Here is a 20,151-nt window from a genome sequence, read left to right as displayed (position 1 = left end):
GGGATCCATCTCCGCGACCAGCGCGTCCAACACCTTCGTCAGCCGATCGATCTCGGCGTTGGTGGTCGCCGAGACCGGCATCTCGTCGGCGAACCGCTGGGCGGTGCCCTGGCGGTCGACGTAGACGGACTCGCCGCTGCGGTAGCGCGGGAACGTCTCCAGACCCAGCTCGTCCAGCAGGGACAACAACGCCGTCTGGTCCGGCGAGACCCACTGGCCCCCGACCTCGAACTCCGCTGCGCTCTGGTCGTCGCCGTGGTGCACCTCGCTGAGGAGACGGCCGCCGATGCGGTCGCGTGCCTCGAGGACGGTCACCTCGCGGCCGGCCTGGAGCAGGCGGTAGGCGGTGGTCAGGCCGGTGACGCCGGCGCCGACGACGATCACGTCGTGGTTGGTCATGGAACTTCTCCGTTCGTGGCAGACAGGGTGATGGTCAGGCGCGGTCAAGAGCCGGGGCCTGGGTCGGGGTCGGGCTGGGCTCGTCCGCAGGATCGAACACGGTGAACCGGTCGTGCGGGCGGCGAGCGAGGTAGAAGACGTAGTAGGCCATCGCGAGGGCGACGATCACGGCGGTGGCGATGAGGTCGGAGCGGGACGATCCGCACACCGCGTAGCCCACGGCGACGATCACCAGCAGCGGTGCGACCGGCCACAGCGGCATCCGCCAGCTGGCCACCGTCGCGGGCAGCCGCCGGACCTGCAGGGAGGCGACCGCCACGACGACGTACATCAGTGCCAGCACGACCGCGGTGATGCCGAGCAGCGACTCCACGTCGACCGCCTCGGCGAGCACCGCTCCGGGCACGCCGACGGCCAGGGTCGCCACCCACGGGGTCTTGAAACGGGGGTGCAGGCGGGTCAGGAGCTCGTTGACAGCCGCAGGCCAGCAGCGGTCACGGGCCGAGGCGAAGACGACCCGCCCGTTCTGCAGCACCATCACGATGACGGCGTTGAGGATCGCGATCGCGATCGCGACGTTGATCGCCACGCCGACGCCCTCGCCGCCCCAGTCGTGGACGAACTGCGAGAAGTTCCCGGTGGCGAGGTCGCCGATGTTCTTCACCGCGAGCACGGTGGTGATGGTGGGGAGCAGGATGACCAGGGCGCCCAGGCCGAGCGAGGTGAAGATGACGCGGGCCACGTTGCGGCGCGGGTCCATGACCTCCTCCGCCAGGTAGGCCGCCGTGTTGAAGCCGCTCACGACGAAGGTGCCGACCGCCAGGCCGGAGATGAGCATGCCGAGGGTGAACGGCTCGAGGCCGTGGGCTCCTACGACATGCGGGGTGATCAGCTCGGCCGGGCCCCGCTGGATGTGGGTCAGCCCGAGCAGCGTGACGACGATGGCGGCCACGATCTCGAGGCCGAGGAAGATGCCGGTGACCAGGGCGTTGGACTTCACGTCCAGGATCGCCATCGCCGTCGCGAGCAGCATCACCGTCGCACCGGTGATGGCGCGCGGCAGGTTGACGAGGTCGCTCAGGTAGTCGGCGGTGCCCAGCGCGATGATCGGCGGGATCACCCACAGCTGGATCGCGGCCAGCGCGAAGGTCAGCCAGCCGGCGCCCTTGCCGAGGGTCTGCGTCACCATCGCGTACTCGCCGCCGGAGCTGGCCGTGCGGGTGCCGAGCTCGGCGTAGCACGCACACACCGCGAAGGACACGAGGATGCCCGCCACGATCGTCGCGACCGCACCGCTCCCCTGCGACGCCAGGACCTCCGGGACGATGATGAAGAGGCTCGACGCGGGGGTGATGCACGAGAGCACCAGCAGCACCGCGGTGCCGGGGCCGAGCACGCGTGCCAGCTTGCGCTCGGCGTCGACGGGCGACACCGCCTCATCTGCGGACAGGATGATGGAATCGGTCACTGACCGGCCTCCTCGAGAGTTTTGAACGTTATTCAAACGTTTGAACGACATTCAAAGTGACTGAGATCACCGCTACTGTCAACCCCTGTCAGGCAATCGTTTCGAAGAAAGGGCCATCCGTGACCGCGACACGTCACAACCGACGTCTCGACCGACCGCGCGAGCAGGTCCTGACAGCAGCGCTCGAGATGGTGGCCGAGAGCGGCCTCGAGAAGCTGACGATGGCGGCACTGGCGGCACGGCTCAACACCAGCGGTGGCCACCTGCTCTACTACTTCAAGACCCGCGACGGCCTCCTCCTGGAGACCCTGCGGTGGAGCGAGGCCGAGTACGCCGAGCAGCGCCTCCCGCTGCTGCGCGACGCGGTCGAGGCGGCCGAGGACGACGTGCTCGCCGGCGTCGTCGAGTTCGCCGACGTCTACCTCGCGATCGACGAGAAGGACCCTCGCTGGCAGCTCTGGCTCGGTCTCTGGGCACGTGCGCCCTACCACCCCGAGCTGGCGCAGGCGCAGCGGGACATCGACGCCTCCTGGCACGCCGACCTCGTCCGCCTGCTCGCCGAGGTCCGGCCGGCATCTGATGCCGAGGCGATCTCGGAGCGACTGCGGGCCATGTGGGACGGGTTCAGCGTCGGCATCGTCACGGGCGGCGGTCGCGAGCTGCGCACCGCCGCGCTGAACCACACCCGCGCGCTGCTGTGACCTCGGCGCACCGTGCCCGGCGGGCCGGCGCGCGCGAGGCCACAGCGTTCGCCCCTCAGGACAGGGCGGGCTGCTGCTGGGTGATGCAGTGAATCCCGCCGCCACGCGCGAAGAGCGGGCGAGCGTCGACCGCCACCACCCGACGCCCGGGGTAGGCCGCGGCGAGCAGATCGAGCGCGGGCGCATCGTTCGGGTCGTCGAAGCCGCACGCCACCACGCCGCCGTTGCAGGCGTAGTGGTTGATGTAGCTGAGGTCGACCGGCCCGTGCTCGTCCTCGAGCTGCCGCGGCGCGGGAACCGGGACGACGCGCCACGGCCGCGGGACGGCCGCGCGCAACTCCTCCCTCAGGGCGTGGTCCGGATGGGCAGGATCCGTCTGCTCGTGCAGCAGGACCACGCCCGGCTCCGGCATCACAGCGACGATGTCGACGTGGCCGCGCGTCCCGAACTCGTCGTAGTCACGCGTCAGCCCGCGCTCGAGCCAGACGACCCGCTCGACGCCCAGGGTCCGTCGCAGCTCCGCCTCGACCCGCTCCTCGGTCCACTCCGGGTTGCGGCCCGGGTCGAGCTGGACCGTGCGCGTCGCCAGCACGGTGCCGGCGCCGTCGACGTGGATGGCGCCGCCCTCGTTGACCATCGGTGACGAGATCAGCTCGGCGCCGCTCCACTCCGCGATGGTCCGCGCGATCCGGGCGTCCTTCTCCCAGGTCGCCCAGCCCTGCGCTCCCCAGCCGTTGAAGACCCAGTCGACCGCGCCGAGGCGCGTGCCGGTGGCCGGGTCGGGATCGGTGCTGAGGACGAAGGTGGGGCCGATGTCGCGCATCCAGGCGTCGTCCAGCGGCGCCTCGAGGAGCTCGACGTCGCTGCCCAGATGATCGCGGGCGACGGCTGTCGCGGACGGATCGACCACCATCCGTACGGGCTCGAACTGCGCCACCGCGTGGGCGACGGCCGCCCACGTGGCGCGAGCCTCCTCCGCGTCCGCTGCGGTCCCGCCCAGGGTGTAGCCCGACGACGGCCAGGCCATCCAGGTGCAGTCGTGCGCCGCCGTCTCGGCCGGCATCCGCCAGCCTCCGCCTGTCCCGCTCACAGCAGCCCCGCGTACGTGTCCGGCCGGCGCGTGGTCAGGAACGGGAAGAGCGTGAGCCAGTCGCGGCGCTGGTCCAGCTCGAGGTCGGCGACCAGGACCGCCTCCTCGTCACGCGGTGCCTGAGCGAGGATCCGGCCGTACGGGTCGACGATGAAGGACGAGCCGTAGAACGTGATCCGGCCCTCGTCACCGGTGCGGTTCGGCACCACGATGAACAGGCCGTTGGCGATCGCGTGACCCACGATCACCTGCTGCCACAGCGGCTGGGTGTCGAAGTCGGGGTGATCGGGCTCGGAGCCGATCGCGGTCGGGTAGACGAGCACGTCGGCGCCGCCGAGGGCATACGAGCGAGCGACCTCGGGGAACCACTCGTCCCAGCACGTCGGCATGCCCAGGCCGATGTCGAGCGGCTCGGGCCGGTGCACCGGGTAGGCGTCCGCGGCCGGGCCGGGGCGGAAGTACTTGTCCTCCACATAGCCCTCGGTGACCGGGATGTGGGTCTTGCGGGTGCGGGCGACGAGCTCCCCTGCGGGGCTGACGAGGATCGCGGTGTTGAAGCCGAGGTCGTCGCCGGCCTGGTCGGCGCGCTCGTAGAGCGAGGCGTGTACGAAGACGCCGTGTCGGCGCGCGGCCTCGCGAGCGAAGGTCATCGTCGGACCGCTCTCCAGCTCCTCGGTGAGGTCGGCGGCGCGGCCGGCCGGCTCCTCGAAGGCCGGGTAGCGCGAGAACGTGAGCTCGGGCAGGAAGACGATCGTCGCGCCCTGGGCGGCGGCGGCTCCGATGCCTTCGTCGAGCACCGTGCGGAGCGCGTCCGCGTCCTCGCGCCAGGCGTGCTGGACCAGGCCGACACGGAGCGTGCCGCGGGTCGGCTCGTCCACACGGGCAGGTGATGACAGGGCTGGTGAGGCGATGATCTGCACGGGAGGTTCCTTCGCGAGAGTGAGGTCCGGGTACTAAAACGAATGTCGTTCGTTTCTAGTATCATCAGCGCTGCGCTCGATCGCAAGGGCGGATCCGAATTTCCAGGAGGTTCAGTCGTGGGACGTCCGTCCACACCTCTCCTCTCCCCCGAGCTGATCGCCGAGGCCGCGCTGGGGCTGGTGGACCGCGACGGTGAGTTCACGGTCGCGCAGGTCGCCGCCGCGCTGAAGGTCCGACCGTCCTCGCTCTACAACCACGTCGCGGGCAAGGCGCAGATCGTCGAGGCGATGCGCGGGCTGATCTTCCGCGACGTGCCCCGGGTACCCAGCGGGGCCGACGGCGACTGGGTCCAGCAGGTACGCGTGCTGCTCCGGGCCTATCGTGACGCCTTCGCGGCACATCCCCGTCTGGTGCCGATGTTGACGAGCCAGACGGTGTCCTCGCCCGACGTGATGCGCATCTACGACGACCTCGCCCGGATCCTCACGGACCACGCGATCCCCGGGGACCGGCTGCTCGACGTCATCACCGTCCTGGACAGCTTCGTCATCGGCTCGGCGCTCGACGCCGTCGCTCCGGACCAGGTCTGGGATGCCGAGCACGCCCAGGACCCCAGGCTGGCGCAGGCCATCCGAGCGGTCGGCGCGGGCACCCGCCGCGCCGACCGCTCGTTCGAGCTCGGACTCGACCTGCTCCTGGCCGGCCTCACGCACCTCGCCGACTGAGGGCGACCTCCGCGTTCTCGGAGACGGCCGCCGGGCAGCGCCGCGGCCAGCAGGCCAGGCAGACCTGGAGTCGGCCCGCGGGGCGCTCACCGCTGACGTCCGAGGCGGCGGGAGCACCCATCGTCGGCTCGCCGCTCACGGGTAGAGGCCCCGGACCTCGTGGGCCCGGTAGACGCGCTCGACAGCCATGCAGGTCGCGGCCAGTCGCAGGGAGAGCTGGCGCTCGGCGGCGTAGTCGAGCACATCGCGCCACGCCCGCGTCATCCGGTCGACCAGGCGCTCGTTCACCTCGTCCTCGGTCCACCAGTACGCCTGGTTCGCCTGCACCCACTCGAAGTAGGAGACGACGACGCCACCGGCGTTCGCGAGGATGTCGGGCACGACCACGACGCCACGCTCGGCAAGGATCCGGTCGGCGTCGGCGGTGAGGGGTCCGTTGGCGCCCTCGACGATGAGGCGCGCTCGGACGAAGCACGCGTTGTCGGCGTTGATCACGCCCTCGACAGCGGCCGGCACGAGCAGGTCGACCTCGGCGAGCAGGACGTCCGTACCGTCGATCTCGAGGGCCTCGGGGAATCCGACGACGCTGCCGGTCGCGTCGACGTGCGCCTCGAGGGCCGGCAGGTCCAGCCCGCCGATGTTGAAGATGGCGCCGTACATGTCGCTCACCGCGATGACGCGGACGCCCTGCTCGGCGAGCAGGCGGGCAGCACCGCGGCCCACCTTGCCGAACCCCTGCACCGCTGCGGTCGCGCTCGTCGGCTCGATGTCGAGGTGACGCAGTGCCTCGACGGCGATCGCCACGACGCCCCGCGAGGTCGAGGCGGCCCGGCCGAGCGAGCCCCCGATCGCGATCGGCTTTCCGGTGACCACGCCCAGCACCGTGTGACCCTGCCCCACGGAGTAGGTGTCCATCATCCAGGCCATGGTCTGCTCGTCCGTGCCGATGTCGGGCGCCGGGATGTCCTGGTGGGGCCCGATCAGCGGGGCGATCTCCGAGGTGTAGCGGCGGGTGATCCGCTCCAGCTCACCGGTGCTGTAGCGACGCGGATCGAGACGCACGCCGCCCTTGGCGCCGCCGTAGGGCACGTCGAGCAGGGCGCACTTCCACGTCATCCACATCGCGAGCGCGCGCACCTCGTCGAGATCGACGCGCGCGTCGAAGCGCACGCCACCCTTGCCGGGGCCACGGGAGTAGTTGTGCTGCACCCGGTAGCCGCGCAGCACCTCGATCGTGCCGTCATCGCGGCGCAACGGGATGCTGACGCTGACCTCGCGCCGCGGTTCGGCGAGCATCGCGTGCACGTCGCCCGGCAGCCCGAGCACGGCCGCGGCGTCGGCGAGCTGCTCGCGGGCATCGTCGAGCACCGTGCGCTCCGGCACGGGTGGCGGCGTCGACGGAGGCTGAGGCGGGGCGGCCGGTCCCCCGGCGCTGGGTGGGGTGTCGTTGGCGATCACGGTCATGTCCTCACCCTGTCGCGAAGCGATACATACGGTCCAAGACCTATTGGGAACCCTATTGATGCCTTGTGGACATGGTTCGGCGGCGACGATAGCGTGCCCGGCATGTCGGTGGACCTGCGTCTCCTTCGCTACTTCCTGGCCACGGCGGACCACGGGTCGGCGACCCGCGCCGCGGCCGAGATGCACGTGACCCAGCCCGTGCTGTCGCGGCAGCTCCGCCAGCTCGAGCAGCAGACCGGCCTGCGCCTGTTCGAGCGCGAGGGCAGGCGCCTGCGGATGACGCGTGCCGCTGAGGAGTTCCTCCCGCAGGCGCGAGCGCTGGTGCGCAGCGCCGACGCGCTCGACGATGCGGCGCAGGCCCTGGCCTCGGGCCGCGTGGAGCGGCTGCACGTCGCGGTGCCGACCACCACGCTGGCGGACGTACTGGCCCCCTTCATCGCCACCCTGTTGCCCACCGAGCCGGTGCCCCTGCTTCGCAGCCTGGACCCGCGCGGCGCCGGCGCCGCGCTCTCCGCTGGCGCCGACCTGGCGATCGTCCACCGAGCCCCGCCGCGCAACCTCGCGTCACGAGAGCTCGCGGTCTTCGCCCTGACCGCCCAGGTCCGCCACGACGACCCCTGGGCCGATCGCGACCGGGTCGGCCTGGCCGAGCTCCTCGAGCGGCCGCTGATCGTGATGTCGCCGGACTTCCGTCCACGGGTCATCCTCGACGCCGCCGTGGATGGCGCCGGGTTGAGCTACGGCGAGCTGCTGGAGTGCACCAACGCCCAGGTCGCGCAGGCTCTCGCCGCCGCGGGCAGGGGTGTCGCCGTCGTCTCGGACGACCCCCGCTTCGGCCTCGTCCCCCTCCCGATCGAGACCGCGGACCGCGTCCTCCAGATCCGGTTGTACGCCGCGTGGGAGCCGCACCACCACGCCGCGCCGACGATCGCCGCACTCGCTGACCGCCTGGCGGCCTTCTGCCTGGAGCGCTACGGCGCCGCCGCGAGGGCCGTCCCGGCGACGTCGGCGTCCGCAGCGCCTGCGGAGTCTGTGGCGGGCGATCGACGACGTGCGGCTCCGACGTCCTGATGGAGTGCCCGGGCGCGGCGTGCTGAGCCGTCGACCTACGCCTGACGCAGGGGCACCGACCACTCGATGATCGTCCCCGACGGCTCCGCCCGAGCGATCACGCAGGCGCCGTGATGCCGCTCCGCGCGCTCACGGATGTTCGACAGGCCACTCTCCACCGCATCCGCCGGGATGCCGCGCCCGTTGTCCCGGACCGTCAGCGTCAACTCGTCTGCGGCCCGGATCCGCACGGCGATGTCCGTCGCCTGGGCGTGCCGGCCCGCGTTCGACAGCGTCTCGCTGAGCACCGCGAGGACGTCGGGCACGAGCTCTGCTCCGACGAGCGAGCGCACCGGTCCCTCGAAGGCCAAGGAGGGACGGACCTTCAGCGAGCTTGCCGCGCGCTTGACCAGCGCGGTGACCTCGGTCTGGAGGTCGGTGCCGCCCTTCGCCAACGCACCCAGCTCGAAGATCGTGCGTCGGATGTCTCGGATGGTCTCATCGATCTCGTCCACCGACGAGTTGAGTCGTTCGTCGAGGCGTTCGGCCGCGCGCGGGTCGCCGGTCCAGCGCAGCGCGCTCTGCAGATTCAGACCGATGGCGAAGAGGCGCTGGATGACGAGGTCGTGCAGATCGCGACCGATGCGGTCGCGATCCGCGTACAGGGCCAGCTGCTCGCGGTCATGCCGGCTGCGGGCCACGCGGATCGCCAGCGCGGCCTGCTTGGCGAAGGAGGCCGGCAACTCGACAGGGAGGTCGAGGGCCACATCGGCACGCTCGTGCTCCCAGGCCAGGGCGAGCACGCCTTCGTTCTCGACGTGACCGGCGGAGTCGACGCCGCGCAGCGGCAGCATCATGACCAGGCCGAGGCGCTCGATGGGGAGCACGCCGAACGCGCTGGCTCGCTCATCGTTCGCGATGTCCTCGACGACGGTGGCTGCACCCGTCCGCGCGACGCTGCCGGCGATGGCGAAGTCGGCGTCGACGGTCTCGGCCTTCGACGGGTCGATCTCGATCCCGGAGGCGACCTGGAGGCGCAGGTGCTCGGCATCCGGGCCGGTCACGATCCACGCCACGTCGGCATCGGCCGCTGCCCGGGCCCGATCGGCGATCAGCTGGAGATCGTCGGCCGGCACGTCGGGCTCGTTGAGCTCGCTCATGAGCGCCGTGGTGACGTCGTTGGCCGCGCTCAGCCAGCGCTGGCGACGCGCGGCATCCTCATGGAGGCGTGCGTTCTCGATGGCCACACCGGCGGCCGCGGCGAGCGCAACCACGATCGACTCGTCGTGCTCGGTGAAGTCTCCGCCGCCGATCTTCTCGGTGAGGTAGAGGTTGCCGAAGACGCTGCCCTTCGTCCGGACCGGGACGCCGAGGAAGGAGTGCATGCCGGGATGCGCGGCGGGGAAGCCGGAGGAGTGCCCGCTCATCGCGAGGTCGTGCAGCCGAAGCGGTTCGGGCCGATCGATGATGCGACCCAGCAGACCATGCCCCTCGGGGAGCTCTCCGATCCGCCTGACCTGCTCCTCGGAGAGACCGTAGGTGATGAACGTGCGCAGCCGTCGGCGTCCCCGCGGCTCGGGTCCCAGCACCCCCAAGGCGGCGTACGCGGCGCCGGCCAGGTCGGCGGCGATCTGCACGATGCGGGTGAGCAGCTCGTCGAGCGAGAGATCGGCGGCCATCGTGACCACGGCGTCCGTCAGCAGGCGCCAGTGCACCTGCTCGTCGCGGGCGGTCTGAACGCGGTCGAGCACCTCGGTGAGCAGGACCTCGAGCCCCGCCTCGGACAGCGTCGCCTCATCCGCCGCGCGCACCGGATCGGTCACCGCGCGGCCGCCTTGCTCCCCAGTCATCCTGTCCCTCGCGGGATCGATCACGACCACGCTGGACAGGCTACCTGCATGCAAACGTCGCGGACCAGGGATTGTCATCCGCAGCTGCCGCGGCCCTCAGCGTCCGGCGGGTCCGCCGGCGTGCGACCGGGTCACGAAGATGGCCGCCTGCGTACGACTCTCGAGGCCGAGCTTGGCCAGCAGCGACGACACATAGTTCTTGACCGTCTTCTCCGCCAGCGACAGTGTCGTGGCGATCTGCCGGTTGGTCATCCCCTCGCCGATGAGATCGAGGATGCGCTGCTCGTGGGCGGTCAACCGGTCGAGCGTCGGATCGGTCTTCGGACCATTGCGGATCCGGTCGAGCACCTGCGCCGTCACGGCCGGATCGAGCATCGAGCGACCAGCGGCCACCTGGCGCACGGTCTCGACCAGGTCGCTGTTGCGGACCTGCTTGAGCACATAGCCCGCGGCTCCGGCCATGATCGCGGCGAAGAGCGCCTCGTCGTCGTCGAAGGAGGTCAGGATCAGGGCGGCGATGGTGGGGTCCTGGGATCGGACATCGCGGCAGACGTCGATACCTGATCCGTCCGGCAGCTGGCCATCGAGGATCGCGACGTCGGGCCGCAGCGCCGGGATGCGACGAGTGGCCTCCTCAGCCGAGTCCGACTCCCCGACCACGGTGAACCCGCCGGCATCCTCGAGCAGGCGCCGGATCCCGTGACGCACGACGTCGTGGTCATCGAGGAGGAACACTCGGATGGTCGTGGCGGCCTGCTCGCTCATATCCTCACCGTAGGCGTCTGTGCGGCCCACGCCTACGGCGTTATGTCCCTCCGAGGCGTGGACCTTGGTCCTTCACCGCGTCGGCGCTTCGTCCATCGCCTTGTCGGCGTACCCGTCGGTCTCGAGGACCAGGTCCCAATCGCGCGCCTCCCTCGGCCAGGAGACGACCTCGGTGGGACAGTGCGCCTCGAGGAGCACCGTGCGCCCGGTGGCGCCGAGGTGTCCACGGGGGAACGCATGAGGCCGGCGCGCCAGAAGCAGAAGATCCGCATCCTCGGAGGCCTCGATCACGACCCGGGCCGGCTGCCCGTGTACGACCCGGATCTCGACATCCACGGTGCGCGCCGCCTGTGGCAGGCCGTCCAGTGCGCGACGGACCAGCCCGCGCAACGCCTCGTGCGCATCCTGGGCGATCACCGCTGCGTCGACCCGCACGACGATCATATCGTCGTACTCCGTCGGCAGGTCCCACGCTCTCAGGACGACCAGCCTGGTGCCGCGAGCACGCGCGATCTCGAGCGCGTTGCGCACGAAGGCGGGTGGGACCTCGGCGCTCTTGACCGCCACCACGACGGGCCCCGCGGACTCCCGACCGCGCCACGAGTCCGGCACGGCAACCACGGGCGTGGCCGCACGCGCAGCAACGCCGAGCAGCACCGAGCTGGTGACCACGCATCCCAGCAGCGAACGCCGGTGATCACCGAGGACGAGGAGCTCCGCATCCCCTGCGGCATGCAGCAGGCTCGCGACCCGGGCCCCGTTCACCAGTCGCGTCGTGACACGCCCTGCTTCGCGTAGCTCCCCGGTGCGTTGCGCCGCCTCGCGCAGGACGCGCTGGCCGAAGCGCTGGGTCTCGAGCGGGGACAGCGTCGGCATCACCGGATACATGCCGGGGGGTGCCTTGGGAAGAACGTGGACCAGTCTCAGGTCGGCGTTCGTACGAATGGCCTCTTCGACGGCGAAATCCACCGACGTCTCGCTGCCCGGCATGCCGTCGACGCCGACCACGATCCACTGGGGTTGTCGCTTCATCATGCTGTTCCTTCCGTGATGAGGTCTTCCACGCGCCTGATCAGTCCTGAGGGCACCGTCTCGCCCTCGACTCGGTGTCTGTCGATCGTGTGGTCCCGCGAGTCCAGCGCCGGCGTCGGCACGATCTCGACCGGGCAACGGCTCTCACGCAGCAGTGCGCGTCCGGTGCTGCCGAGATGGAGCCCGGCAGGGAAGGCATGGACCGGCCGCACCATCACCAGCAGGCTCGCGTCCTCCGAGAGCTCCTGGAGCACGGCCGCCGGTTGTCCGTAGCGCACCAGCACCTCGACCTCGACGCCGGCGTGTCTGGCGAGCGCGTCCTTCGAGTCGGTGCGGATCCGGCGATCGACGGCCTGCGCCCAGCTCTCGAGGTCGGCGGCCGCGCCGACGATGTGGGCGTAGGCCGGCGGAATGTCCGAGACGTGGACCAGCTTCAGGGTGGTCTGCTCGGCCGTTGCCCGCTCGAGCGCAGCCTCGATCAGCGCCGGTGACGCCGCGTCGCAGTGCTTGAAGGCCACGACGATGGGACGCCCGGGACGGCACGCGGCCCAGTCCGAGGGTACGGCGACCACCGGGACCGTGGAGCTACCCGCCACCCGGTTGAGGGTCGAGCCGACGACCAGATGCTCGAGCAGGGACGCGCAGCCGGCGCCCATCACGACGATGCGCGCACGGGCTGCCATCGCCAGGATGGCTGCGGCGCGGTCCCCGGTCGCCAGCATCGCGGTGACGTGATCCGCGGCGACCAGCTGCTCCGCCGTCGTCCGCGCCGCCTCGAGGATGCGGGCGCCCTCGGCCTCGAGGTCGGCAGGCGCGACGAGAGGGGTCGGGTAAGGTCCGGCGACGGACAGGAACTCCGGCACGACGTGCACGATCCGCAGGTCGGCCCGCACGCGACGAGCCTCGGTCGCCGCGTATCGCAGCGCAGCCGCGCTCCGCTCGGAGCCGTCGACGGCTACGAGGACCGGATCGTTCTCACTCATGTCGGGCCTCCCTCGGACGGGTCGATGCTTCGAGCCTCGTCCGCCTCGGGCGGCCACGCCAGGGACCCATGCACCAATCACGATGGACCTTGTCCCTGCTCGGCATCAGTGGACCTGCGTGCCGGCACGACCGGCGGCGACAGCCTCGGCGTCGGCGAGAGCGCCGACCGCCGCGCCGCGCCCCGGACGGCCCGCGACGAAGAGCGCGGCGGCCTCGACTTTGGGTCCCATCGATCCCGCAGGCGCCCGGTAGTCGGCCAGGTCCTGGTGGCGTGCCGACGCGACCAGCCGCTGGCGCGGCGTCCCGTAGTCGCTCATCAGGCCCTCGACATCGGTGAGGATCACCAGCCGGTCCGCATCGAGCTCATGGGCGATCAGGCCGGCGGCGAAGTCCTTGTCGATGACGGCGTCCACGGTCGCCCAGCCGTCATCACGCGCCACCACGGGCACTCCCCCTCCGCCGGCCATCACGACCGCCACTCCCGCCTTCAGGAGGGCCCCCGCGGCGGGCAGCTCGACGACGCGGACAGGCCGGGGCGAGGCGACGACCCGTCGCCACACCGTGCCGTCACGCCGCATCTCCCACCCGTGCCGGCCAGAGATCCGGCGCGCGTCGCGCTCGTCGTAGGAGGCGCCGATGAATTTGGTGGGCTGGGAGAACGCCGGATCGTGCTCATCCACCACGATCTGCGTCACGAGGGTGGCGATCGTGCCAGCAGCACCCAGGTCCTGCTGCAGCCAGCTGCCGATGAGACCTTGCGACTCCGCCACCAGATCCGCGAGCGGGTACGGGCGGGTGAGCGACGGGTCTGAGGCGCTCTCCACGGCCAGCAATCCCACCTGCGGCCCGTTGCCGTGCACCAGGACGAGCTCGTGCTCTGCGGCGAGCGCCCGAAGTGCGGGCGCCGCGGCCGCCAGCCGTTTGCGCTGCGTAGACGCATCGGGCACCTCGCCCCGCTCCAGCAGCGCGTTCCCTCCGATCGCGACCACGATCCTCATCCGGCACCGCCGAGCGTCGCGATGAGCACGGCCTTGATCGTGTGCATCCGGTTCTCCGCCTGGTCGAAGACGATCGAGCGCTCCGACTCGAAGACGTCGTCACTGACCTCCAGGCCGGCCATGCCCGTGTGGGCCGACAGCCGCAGCCCCAGCTCGGTGTCCGTACCGTGCAACGCCGGGAGGCAGTGCATGAACTTGACGTCCGGGTTGCCGGTCTTGTCCATCAGCACGCTGTCCACCCGGTACGGCATGAGCAGAGAGATGCGCTCGTCCCACAGCTCCTCGGGCTCCCCCATCGAGAGCCACACGTCGGTGTAGACGACGTCGACATGGTCGACTCCGCCGGCCACGTCCGTGGTGTGCCGGACCCGGGCGCCGGTGTTGGCCGCGATGGCCCGCGCCGCGGCGGTGACCTGTGGCGGCGACTGCCTCGACGCCGGGGCGACCATCCGGACGTCCATGCCCATCATGGCCCCGGCGACGAGCAGGGAGTTCGCGACATTGTTGCGGGCGTCTCCGACGTAGGCGACCCGGATCTGCTCGGCCGGCTTGTCGACGTGCTCGAGCATCGTCATCACGTCACACAGCGACTGGGTCGGATGCCACAGGTCCGTCAACCCGTTCCACACCGGCACGTCCGCATAGCGCGCGAGGGCTTCGACGGCGCTCTGGGCGAAGCCGCGGTACTCGATACCGTCGTACATGCGGCTCAGCACCCGTGCCGTGTCTGCCACCGATTCCTTGTGGCCGACGTGGGACGACTCGGGGTCCAGGTAGGTGACGTGGGCCCCCTCCTCGTAGGCCGCGACCTCGAAGGCACAGCGGGTACGCGTGGACGCCTTCTCGAAGAGCAGAGCGATGGTCCGACCGCTCAGGCGCGGCACCCGATCCGGCGATCGCCGCTCGGCCTTGAGGGATCGGGCGAGGTCGAGCAGTGCGTGCCACTCCTCCACGCTGAGATCGATCTCCTTGAGGAAGTCCCGGCCCTGCAGTCCCTCCAGCGCGCTCATCGTGCCACCGCCTCGCGCTCGATGGGGCACGTGAGGCAGCGCGGTCCTCCGCGGCCCCGGCCCAGCTCCTCGCCCACGATGGGCACCACCTGGATGCCTTCGTCTGCGAGGTAGCGATTGGTGGTCGTGTTCCGCTCGTAGCCCACGACGACCCCCGGCGCGAGCGCGAGGAAGTTGTTCCCGTCGTTCCACTGCTCCCGCGCGGCTCCGGAGCGGTCGATCGGTGTGCGCAGCACGCGTACTCGCTCGACGCCCAGGACGTCGGCCACGACCGGGAAGAGCTCCTTGTTCTCCTCGAGCTTGTACTCCCCGTCCGCGCCGAGGCGGTGCAGGGTGAACGAGCGCAGCTCGTGCGGCAGGTAGGGGAACACCGAGAAGGCGTCTCGGTCGACCATGGTCATGGCGGTGTCCAGGTGCATGAAACTGCGCTCGCGTGGCAGCTCCACCGCGATCACGGTGTCGACCGTGCCGGCCCGGAAGAGCGCCCGGGCGAGCATCTCGACGCCCTGGGGTGTGGAGCGCTCCCCCATCCCCACCATGACCGCCCGGTTGCCGATCACCGCGATGTCACCGCCCTCGAGGGTCGCGCGGTCGTGGTCGAGGCTGTCGTCCCCGTACAGCTTGCGCACGCCCCCTGCCGCGAAGGCGGGGTGGAAGTCGAACACGAGACGGGAGTTGATGGTCTCGCGACGGCGGGCCGGTTTCGCCATCGGGTTGATGGACAGACCGTCATAGGCGAAGGCCGCGTTGTCACGCTGGAACAGGTGGTTGGGCAGCGGCGTCAGGAGGAAGTCGTCGTCGTGGAGGTACTCCAAGAGGAGGCTGGGGGCGTCGATCACGCCGGCGATGTCACGCTTGAGCACCCCGCCGATCAGGTACGACGCCAAGGTCGCGGCCGGGGCAACGCGCACCAGGTCGTCAAGATGACGCTCCAAGGCCGGACCGAAGCGGAAGCGGGTGGTCAGGTGACAGGCCAGGAAGCCCCGGGCGCCCGGCGCGTCCAGCGCCTCGGCGAGAAGCTCGCCGAAGTGGTGCACCAGGACGCCGTGCTCGCGCAGCGTCGCAGCGAAGGCGTCATGCTCCTGCCGGGCGCGCTCGCTCCACAGCACGTCGTCGAAGAGCAGCTCGTCATGGTTGGCAGGCGTCAGCCGGCTCAGCTCCAGACCCGGTCGGTGGACGATGACCTGCTTGAGCACGCCCACCTCGGACTCGACATGGAAGCTCACGATGCGCTCCTCTCGGTGAGGGGGGCCGGGGGGTTCGCGCCGAGGTTGCGGCGCTCGGCGAGATAGACGGGAATGCCGAGGAGAGCGGCGCCGGCAGCCATCAGGAACGGGCCCCAGGTGACGTACCAGACATGGCCGGTGTTGCGTGAGTAGTAGACGAAGGCGACCGACATCGCGAAGGCGGTCAGCGCGACCGCGACGTCACGCACCAGGTGGCTGGTGGACCCGGCGCGGTGGTCGAGCCAACGCCCCTTGATCTGGGCGAGTGCCGAGAAGGCGTACGGGATCGCGGAGGTGATGCCGGTCATCAAGACCAGCGTGGTGAAGACGGTCGCACCGTGCGTGCCGAGGTAGCTGATGACGACGGCGACGGAGGCGAGCAGAGTGGAGGAGACGATGCCGAAGGCAGGGACCCCACGGCGTGAGAGTCGGGAGAAGGCGGTCGGGAACAGGCCGTTCTCCGTCGCGGCGCGCGGCATCTCGGCGCAGATCATGGTCCAGCCGTTCAGGGCACCGACACCGGAGATGACCACGGCGATCGCCACCAGGTTCCCCGCCCAGCTGCCACCGACGACCGCGTTGGTCGCCGCGGAGTAGGAGGCCTGGTTGGCGGGGTCGGCGAGCTGCGCGGCGGGCATGATGCCGAAGACGGCGATCATCGACAGCAGGTAGACGACAGCACTGCCCACCGTGCCCAGGATGGTCGCCCGCGGTACGTTGCGGCCGGGGTCGCGGACCTGGGAGGCGGCGACCGATGCGGTCTCGAGACCGAGGTAGCTGAACAGGCAGATGGCCATCGCCCCGCCGATCGCCGACAGGCTGGTGCCGCCACTGGTGTTCCACGGCGTGAAGTTGCCGCCGCGGATGAAGAACAGGCCGACCGTCGACATCAGCAGCAGCGGGACGAACTTCAACACCGTGCTCCAGACCTGGAAGACACCCATGTTGCGCACCCCACTGAGGTTCACCGCAGCGGGGATCCACAGCCCGGCGAGAGCGATCACGATCGACCACCCGGTCGCGCCGCCCCGGTTGACAAACTTCTCGACGTAGAAGACCCAACCGACCGCGATGGCCGCGTTGCCGGCCCAGGCGGTGATCCAGTACAGCCAGGCCTGGCTGAACCCCCAACCGTTGCCGAACGCTGCCCGGACGTAGGCGTACGGGCCGCCAGCTGCCGGCATCCTGCGGGCGAGCACCGCGAACATGAATGCCAGTGCCACCGCACCGACCGTGGCGACCGCCAGCGCGACGAGGCTGATCGGCCCGTAGCTGGCCACGGCGTAGGGCAGGCTGAAGATCCCCACGCCGATGATGGAGCCGGTCACCAGCGCGGTCGCGTGGGAGAGGCCGAGGGTCGCGCCCGCTCCATCGGTCGGTACCGATGGAGAGGCCGAGGCCTTGGGCCGGGCGCCTTGGTGGCGCCAATCGTCGAGCAGGGACATCGTCTTTCCCTTCCGGGTTATCTCATCGAGAGGCTTTGACCCGCTCAGCACATCGGGTCATGCCCCCGGACGGCAGTGCCGCGAGTCCCTCGTCGCGGCGGTCCTAGGTCCGTGCGGCACTCGAGGACAAGGTCCATTTCCACAGGTCCAGTGGCCTCTGGCGAAGGTCACGCGCTCGGCGAAGAGTCGGACCACCACCCGTGACGCGTACGCAGGAAGAGGGTCGACGATGACGATGCGCGCGATAACGCGAAGCGCACCGCCCGAGAGCACTCAGGTCAGCGACGAGGAGGCACGCGAGCAGCTACCGCAGCTGCTCGCACACCTGCGTACCTCAGCACGCGGGCTCACCGACAGAGAAGCGGCACGGCGACTCGAGGCGGACGGGCCCAACGAGCTGATCCGCCGCAGCAGCTCCGGGCTGGGCAGCGCGATCCTGCGACAGCTGATCCACCCGCTCGCGCTGTTGCTGTGGCTCGCGGCGGTCCTGTCCGCGATCACCGGGAACGTCCCGCTGGCGGCGGCCATCGTCGTCGTGATCGCCCTGAACGCGGTTCTCGCGGTGGTCCAGGAGCGGCATGCCGAGCAGGCCGTCGAGGCGCTCGCCACCTACCTGCCCGCGACCGCACACGTGATCCGCGACGGCGAGGACCGGATCATCCCAGCCCGCGAGCTGGTGCGCGGCGACATCGTGCGTATCGCCGAGGGTGAGCGGGTGAGCGCCGATGCCCGCGTCCTCTCCGGAGGGGTGAGCATCGACATGTCCATGCTCACCGGTGAGTCGGTTCCGGTCGCGCGTACGGCCGGCGTCGGAGCGGGTCCCTGCGCGCCCATCGACGCTCCCGATCTCCTCTTCAGCGGGACGACCTGCACGCAGGGCAACGCTGTGGGAGTCGTGTTGGCGACAGGCATGCGCACCGAGATCGGCCGGATCGCCTCCCTCTCCCAGCGCGTGCACCCCGAGGCGTCCCCGCTCGAGCAGCAGGTCAAGCGGGTGGCGAAGATGATCGCGTACGTGGCGCTCGGGATCGGTCTCGCCTTCGTTCCGATCGGGACGTTGGCTGCGGGCCTCCCCCTGCGCGACGCGGTCACGTTCGCCATCGGCCTGCTCGTCGCGAATGTCCCCGAGGGGCTGCTCCCCACCATCACGCTGGCGCTGGCCGTCGGCGTCCGCGCACTCGCCCGCCGCGGTGCGATCGTGAAGCGCATCTCCGCCGTCGAGACCTTGGGCTCGACCAGCGTGATCTGCACCGACAAGACCGGGACGCTGACCCTGAACCAGATGCAGGTCCAGCGCTGCTGGACCTCTGCCGGAGAGACCGACCCGTCCACGGACCGGGTCGACGGGCCGACGCGCGACCTCCTCAGAGCGGCCGCGGCGTGCACGGACCTCAGCTTGCTCCAGGACGGACGGGTCAGCGGTGACCCCACCGAGGTGGCGCTGCAGGTGGCGTCCCAGGCGGCCGGCGCCTCGGCGCCGCTCGAGCGGATCGCTGAGTTCCCCTTCGACCCGACGCTGCGACGCATGACCACCATCGACCGTGACGAGAGCGGCGTCTGGGCGCACACGAAGGGCTCACCGGAGGATGTCCTTCCGCTCTGCGCCACCTACAACGGCTCCCCCCTGGACCCGAGCACGGCCGCCAGGGTGCTCCACACGGTCGAGACCTGGGCGGCGAGCGGGCTCCGCGTCCTGGCGGTGGCTGTCCGCCGTGTCGACCTCCTCGGGGACGACACCACGGACCGCGTCGCGACCGAGGCCGGGCTCGATCTCCTCGGACTCGTCGGCATGATCGATCCGCCGCGCCCCGAGGTCCGCGCCGCGGTCGAGCGTTGCCACCACGCCGGCATCAGACTCATCGTGATCACCGGCGACCACGCACTGACGGCCCGCGGCATCGCCACGCGCGTCGGCATCGGCGACGAGAGCACGCCCGTCATCACCGGCCCGGAGCTGGCGACCATGACCGAGGCGGAGCTCGACGAGCTCTTGCAGCAGCACTCCGAGCTCATCTTCGCCCGTAGCTCGCCCGAGGCGAAGCTCCGCGTCGCCGACGCGCTGCGCAGCCTGGGCCACGTCATCGCGATGACCGGGGACGGCGTCAACGACGCTCCTGCCCTGCGGCGCGCGGACATCGGCATCGCAATGGGACGCAGCGGCACCGACGTCGCCCGGGAGGCGTCGACGATGATCCTGAGCGACGACGACTTCGCCACGATCGTCACGGCGGTGGAGTCGGGACGGCAGGTCTACGACAACGTGCGCAAGTTCATCGTGTACATCTTCGCCCACGCGACTCCCGAGATCCTTCCCTTCCTGCTCTACGCGCTCTCCGGCGGGCGGATCCCGCTGCCGTTGACGGTGATGCAGATCCTCGCCATCGACCTCGGCACCGAGACCCTTCCCGCCCTGGCGCTGGGACGCGAGCCCGCAGAGCCCGGCCTCATGGAGCGGCCGCCTCGCCGACGCACTCAGAACGTCATCGACGGTCCGATGCTCGCCCGCGCGTGGGGCGTGCTCGGGGGAACCTCGGCGCTGCTCGTCATCGCCCTCTTCCTGGCCACCCTGGTGCACGGCGGGTGGCATGCCGGTGCCGACGTCTCGAGCGGTCCGCTGCACCACGTGTGGCAACAGGCCACCACGATGAGCTTCCTCGGCATCGTCGCGTGCCAGATCGGCACGGCCGTGGCAGCGCGCACCCAGGCGGCGTCCCTGCGGCAGGTGGGGCTGTTGACCAATCCCCTCCTTCTGTGGGGCATCGCGTTCGAAGTGCTGTTCTCGGCGGCTGTGGTGACTCTCGAGCCGCTGCAACGGCTCTTCGGCACGGTGGCTCCCGCACCATGGATGGTCGTCGCCCTGCTGCCCCTGCCCTTCATCACGTGGGGCGTGGACGAGGCCCTCCGAGCCGTACGACGCGCGCGGGACGAAAGTCCATCCACCACGCGAGGAACGCCTCTTGCCGCAGGCGGCACGCGCTGATGGACTCGATACGGCTCCAGGAGGAGCCGATCGAGCCGTCGCC

The 20,151-nt window shown here is 70.6% G+C and carries 17 protein-coding genes; 4 read left to right on the top strand and 13 right to left on the bottom strand.

Annotation, left to right across the window (positions count from 1 at the left end; all coding sequences use genetic code 11):
* Positions 1 to 399, bottom strand: a 399-nt coding sequence (locus KSO98_RS18000; RefSeq protein ID WP_225287132.1) for an FAD-dependent oxidoreductase, incomplete at its 3' end; no start/stop codon positions are given.
* A gap of 34 nt (positions 400 to 433) precedes the next feature.
* Positions 434 to 1,867 (bottom strand): APC family permease, encoded by a 1,434-nt coding sequence (locus KSO98_RS17995; protein WP_225287130.1) that lies wholly within the window; start codon positions 1,865 to 1,867, stop codon positions 434 to 436.
* A 119-nt stretch (positions 1,868 to 1,986) separates the two neighbouring features.
* Between KSO98_RS17995 and KSO98_RS17990 the strand changes: the two genes are divergently transcribed.
* On the top strand, positions 1,987 to 2,568 hold the full coding sequence (locus KSO98_RS17990; RefSeq protein ID WP_225287129.1) for a TetR/AcrR family transcriptional regulator: 582 nt from the start codon (positions 1,987 to 1,989) through the stop codon (positions 2,566 to 2,568).
* Between the two features lie 55 nt (positions 2,569 to 2,623).
* Here the strand turns inward: KSO98_RS17990 and KSO98_RS17985 are convergent, their stop codons facing one another.
* Both KSO98_RS17985 and KSO98_RS17980 read right to left on the bottom strand, forming a co-directional pair.
* Positions 2,624 to 3,631, bottom strand: a complete 1,008-nt coding sequence (locus tag KSO98_RS17985) for an agmatine deiminase family protein (RefSeq protein WP_225287128.1) — start codon at positions 3,629 to 3,631, stop codon at positions 2,624 to 2,626.
* Positions 3,632 to 3,654: 23 nt separating this feature from the next.
* Positions 3,655 to 4,536, bottom strand: a complete 882-nt coding sequence (locus tag KSO98_RS17980) for a nitrilase-related carbon-nitrogen hydrolase (protein ID WP_225287127.1) — start codon at positions 4,534 to 4,536, stop codon at positions 3,655 to 3,657.
* 159 nt (positions 4,537 to 4,695) lie between these two features.
* Between KSO98_RS17980 and KSO98_RS17975 the strand changes: the two genes are divergently transcribed.
* Positions 4,696 to 5,304, top strand: a complete 609-nt coding sequence (locus KSO98_RS17975) for a TetR/AcrR family transcriptional regulator (RefSeq protein WP_225287126.1) — start codon at positions 4,696 to 4,698, stop codon at positions 5,302 to 5,304.
* A 135-nt stretch (positions 5,305 to 5,439) separates the two neighbouring features.
* On the opposite strand, the gene KSO98_RS17970 is transcribed toward KSO98_RS17975, so the two are convergent.
* Positions 5,440 to 6,768 carry a Glu/Leu/Phe/Val family dehydrogenase gene (locus KSO98_RS17970; protein ID WP_225287125.1) on the bottom strand — a complete coding sequence of 443 codons (1,329 nt, stop codon included), beginning with the start codon at positions 6,766 to 6,768 and terminating at the stop codon, positions 5,440 to 5,442.
* Between the two features lie 102 nt (positions 6,769 to 6,870).
* Between KSO98_RS17970 and KSO98_RS17965 the strand changes: the two genes are divergently transcribed.
* On the top strand, positions 6,871 to 7,839 hold the full coding sequence (locus KSO98_RS17965; protein WP_225287124.1) for a LysR family transcriptional regulator: 969 nt from the start codon (positions 6,871 to 6,873) through the stop codon (positions 7,837 to 7,839).
* 35 nt (positions 7,840 to 7,874) lie between these two features.
* Here the strand turns inward: KSO98_RS17965 and KSO98_RS17960 are convergent, their stop codons facing one another.
* From KSO98_RS17960 to KSO98_RS17925, 8 genes are all read right to left on the bottom strand, one after another.
* On the bottom strand, positions 7,875 to 9,641 hold the full coding sequence (locus tag KSO98_RS17960; RefSeq protein WP_225287123.1) for a GAF domain-containing sensor histidine kinase: 1,767 nt from the start codon (positions 9,639 to 9,641) through the stop codon (positions 7,875 to 7,877).
* Between the two features lie 123 nt (positions 9,642 to 9,764).
* Positions 9,765 to 10,433: a response regulator gene (locus KSO98_RS17955; protein WP_225287122.1), complete on the bottom strand. Its 669-nt coding sequence runs from the start codon at positions 10,431 to 10,433 to the stop codon at positions 9,765 to 9,767.
* A 72-nt stretch (positions 10,434 to 10,505) separates the two neighbouring features.
* Positions 10,506 to 11,441, bottom strand: a complete 936-nt coding sequence (locus KSO98_RS17950; RefSeq protein WP_308012790.1) for a universal stress protein — start codon at positions 11,439 to 11,441, stop codon at positions 10,506 to 10,508.
* Between the two features lie 23 nt (positions 11,442 to 11,464).
* Positions 11,465 to 12,448, bottom strand: coding sequence for a universal stress protein (locus tag KSO98_RS17945; RefSeq protein ID WP_225287120.1), 984 nt, complete (start codon positions 12,446 to 12,448; stop codon positions 11,465 to 11,467).
* 105 nt (positions 12,449 to 12,553) lie between these two features.
* Positions 12,554 to 13,447, bottom strand: coding sequence for an amino acid kinase family protein (locus KSO98_RS17940; RefSeq protein ID WP_225287119.1), 894 nt, complete (start codon positions 13,445 to 13,447; stop codon positions 12,554 to 12,556).
* Positions 13,444 to 14,457 carry an ornithine carbamoyltransferase gene (gene argF, locus KSO98_RS17935; protein ID WP_225287117.1) on the bottom strand — a complete coding sequence of 338 codons (1,014 nt, stop codon included), beginning with the start codon at positions 14,455 to 14,457 and terminating at the stop codon, positions 13,444 to 13,446. Before argF ends, KSO98_RS17940 begins: the two co-directional genes overlap by 4 nt.
* Entirely contained in the window at positions 14,454 to 15,683 is a 1,230-nt protein-coding gene (locus tag KSO98_RS17930) for an arginine deiminase (RefSeq protein ID WP_225287116.1), read from the bottom strand. The genes argF and KSO98_RS17930 overlap by 4 nt, the downstream gene beginning before the upstream one ends.
* Positions 15,680 to 17,128, bottom strand: coding sequence for an APC family permease (locus tag KSO98_RS17925; RefSeq protein WP_225287115.1), 1,449 nt, complete (start codon positions 17,126 to 17,128; stop codon positions 15,680 to 15,682). The genes KSO98_RS17930 and KSO98_RS17925 overlap by 4 nt, the downstream gene beginning before the upstream one ends.
* A gap of 229 nt (positions 17,129 to 17,357) precedes the next feature.
* Between KSO98_RS17925 and KSO98_RS17920 the strand changes: the two genes are divergently transcribed.
* Positions 17,358 to 20,108 carry a cation-translocating P-type ATPase gene (locus tag KSO98_RS17920; protein ID WP_225287114.1) on the top strand — a complete coding sequence of 917 codons (2,751 nt, stop codon included), beginning with the start codon at positions 17,358 to 17,360 and terminating at the stop codon, positions 20,106 to 20,108.
* Positions 20,109 to 20,151 lie beyond the last annotated feature (43 nt).

This window comes from Nocardioides nematodiphilus, from assembly GCF_020216525.1.
In the GTDB taxonomy this organism is placed as follows: domain Bacteria; phylum Actinomycetota; class Actinomycetes; order Propionibacteriales; family Nocardioidaceae; genus Nocardioides; species Nocardioides nematodiphilus.
The sequence above is the reverse complement of the archived record's forward strand: the minus strand, read 5'-3'. Positions and strand labels throughout refer to the sequence as shown.

Coding starts and splice junctions, on each gene's coding strand:
- KSO98_RS17985 (WP_225287128.1), bottom strand. CDS start 3,631: ATGCCGGCCGAGACGGCGGCGCACGACTGCACCTGGATGGCCTGGCCG.
- KSO98_RS17970 (WP_225287125.1), bottom strand. CDS start 6,768: ATGACCGTGATCGCCAACGACACCCCACCCAGCGCCGGGGGACCGGCC.
- KSO98_RS17965 (WP_225287124.1), top strand. CDS start 6,871: ATGTCGGTGGACCTGCGTCTCCTTCGCTACTTCCTGGCCACGGCGGAC.
- KSO98_RS17955 (WP_225287122.1), bottom strand. CDS start 10,433: ATGAGCGAGCAGGCCGCCACGACCATCCGAGTGTTCCTCCTCGATGAC.
- KSO98_RS17945 (WP_225287120.1), bottom strand. CDS start 12,448: ATGAGTGAGAACGATCCGGTCCTCGTAGCCGTCGACGGCTCCGAGCGG.
- KSO98_RS17940 (WP_225287119.1), bottom strand. CDS start 13,447: ATGAGGATCGTGGTCGCGATCGGAGGGAACGCGCTGCTGGAGCGGGGC.
- argF (WP_225287117.1), bottom strand. CDS start 14,457: ATGAGCGCGCTGGAGGGACTGCAGGGCCGGGACTTCCTCAAGGAGATC.
- KSO98_RS17925 (WP_225287115.1), bottom strand. CDS start 17,128: ATGTCCCTGCTCGACGATTGGCGCCACCAAGGCGCCCGGCCCAAGGCC.
- KSO98_RS17920 (WP_225287114.1), top strand. CDS start 17,358: ATGACGATGCGCGCGATAACGCGAAGCGCACCGCCCGAGAGCACTCAG.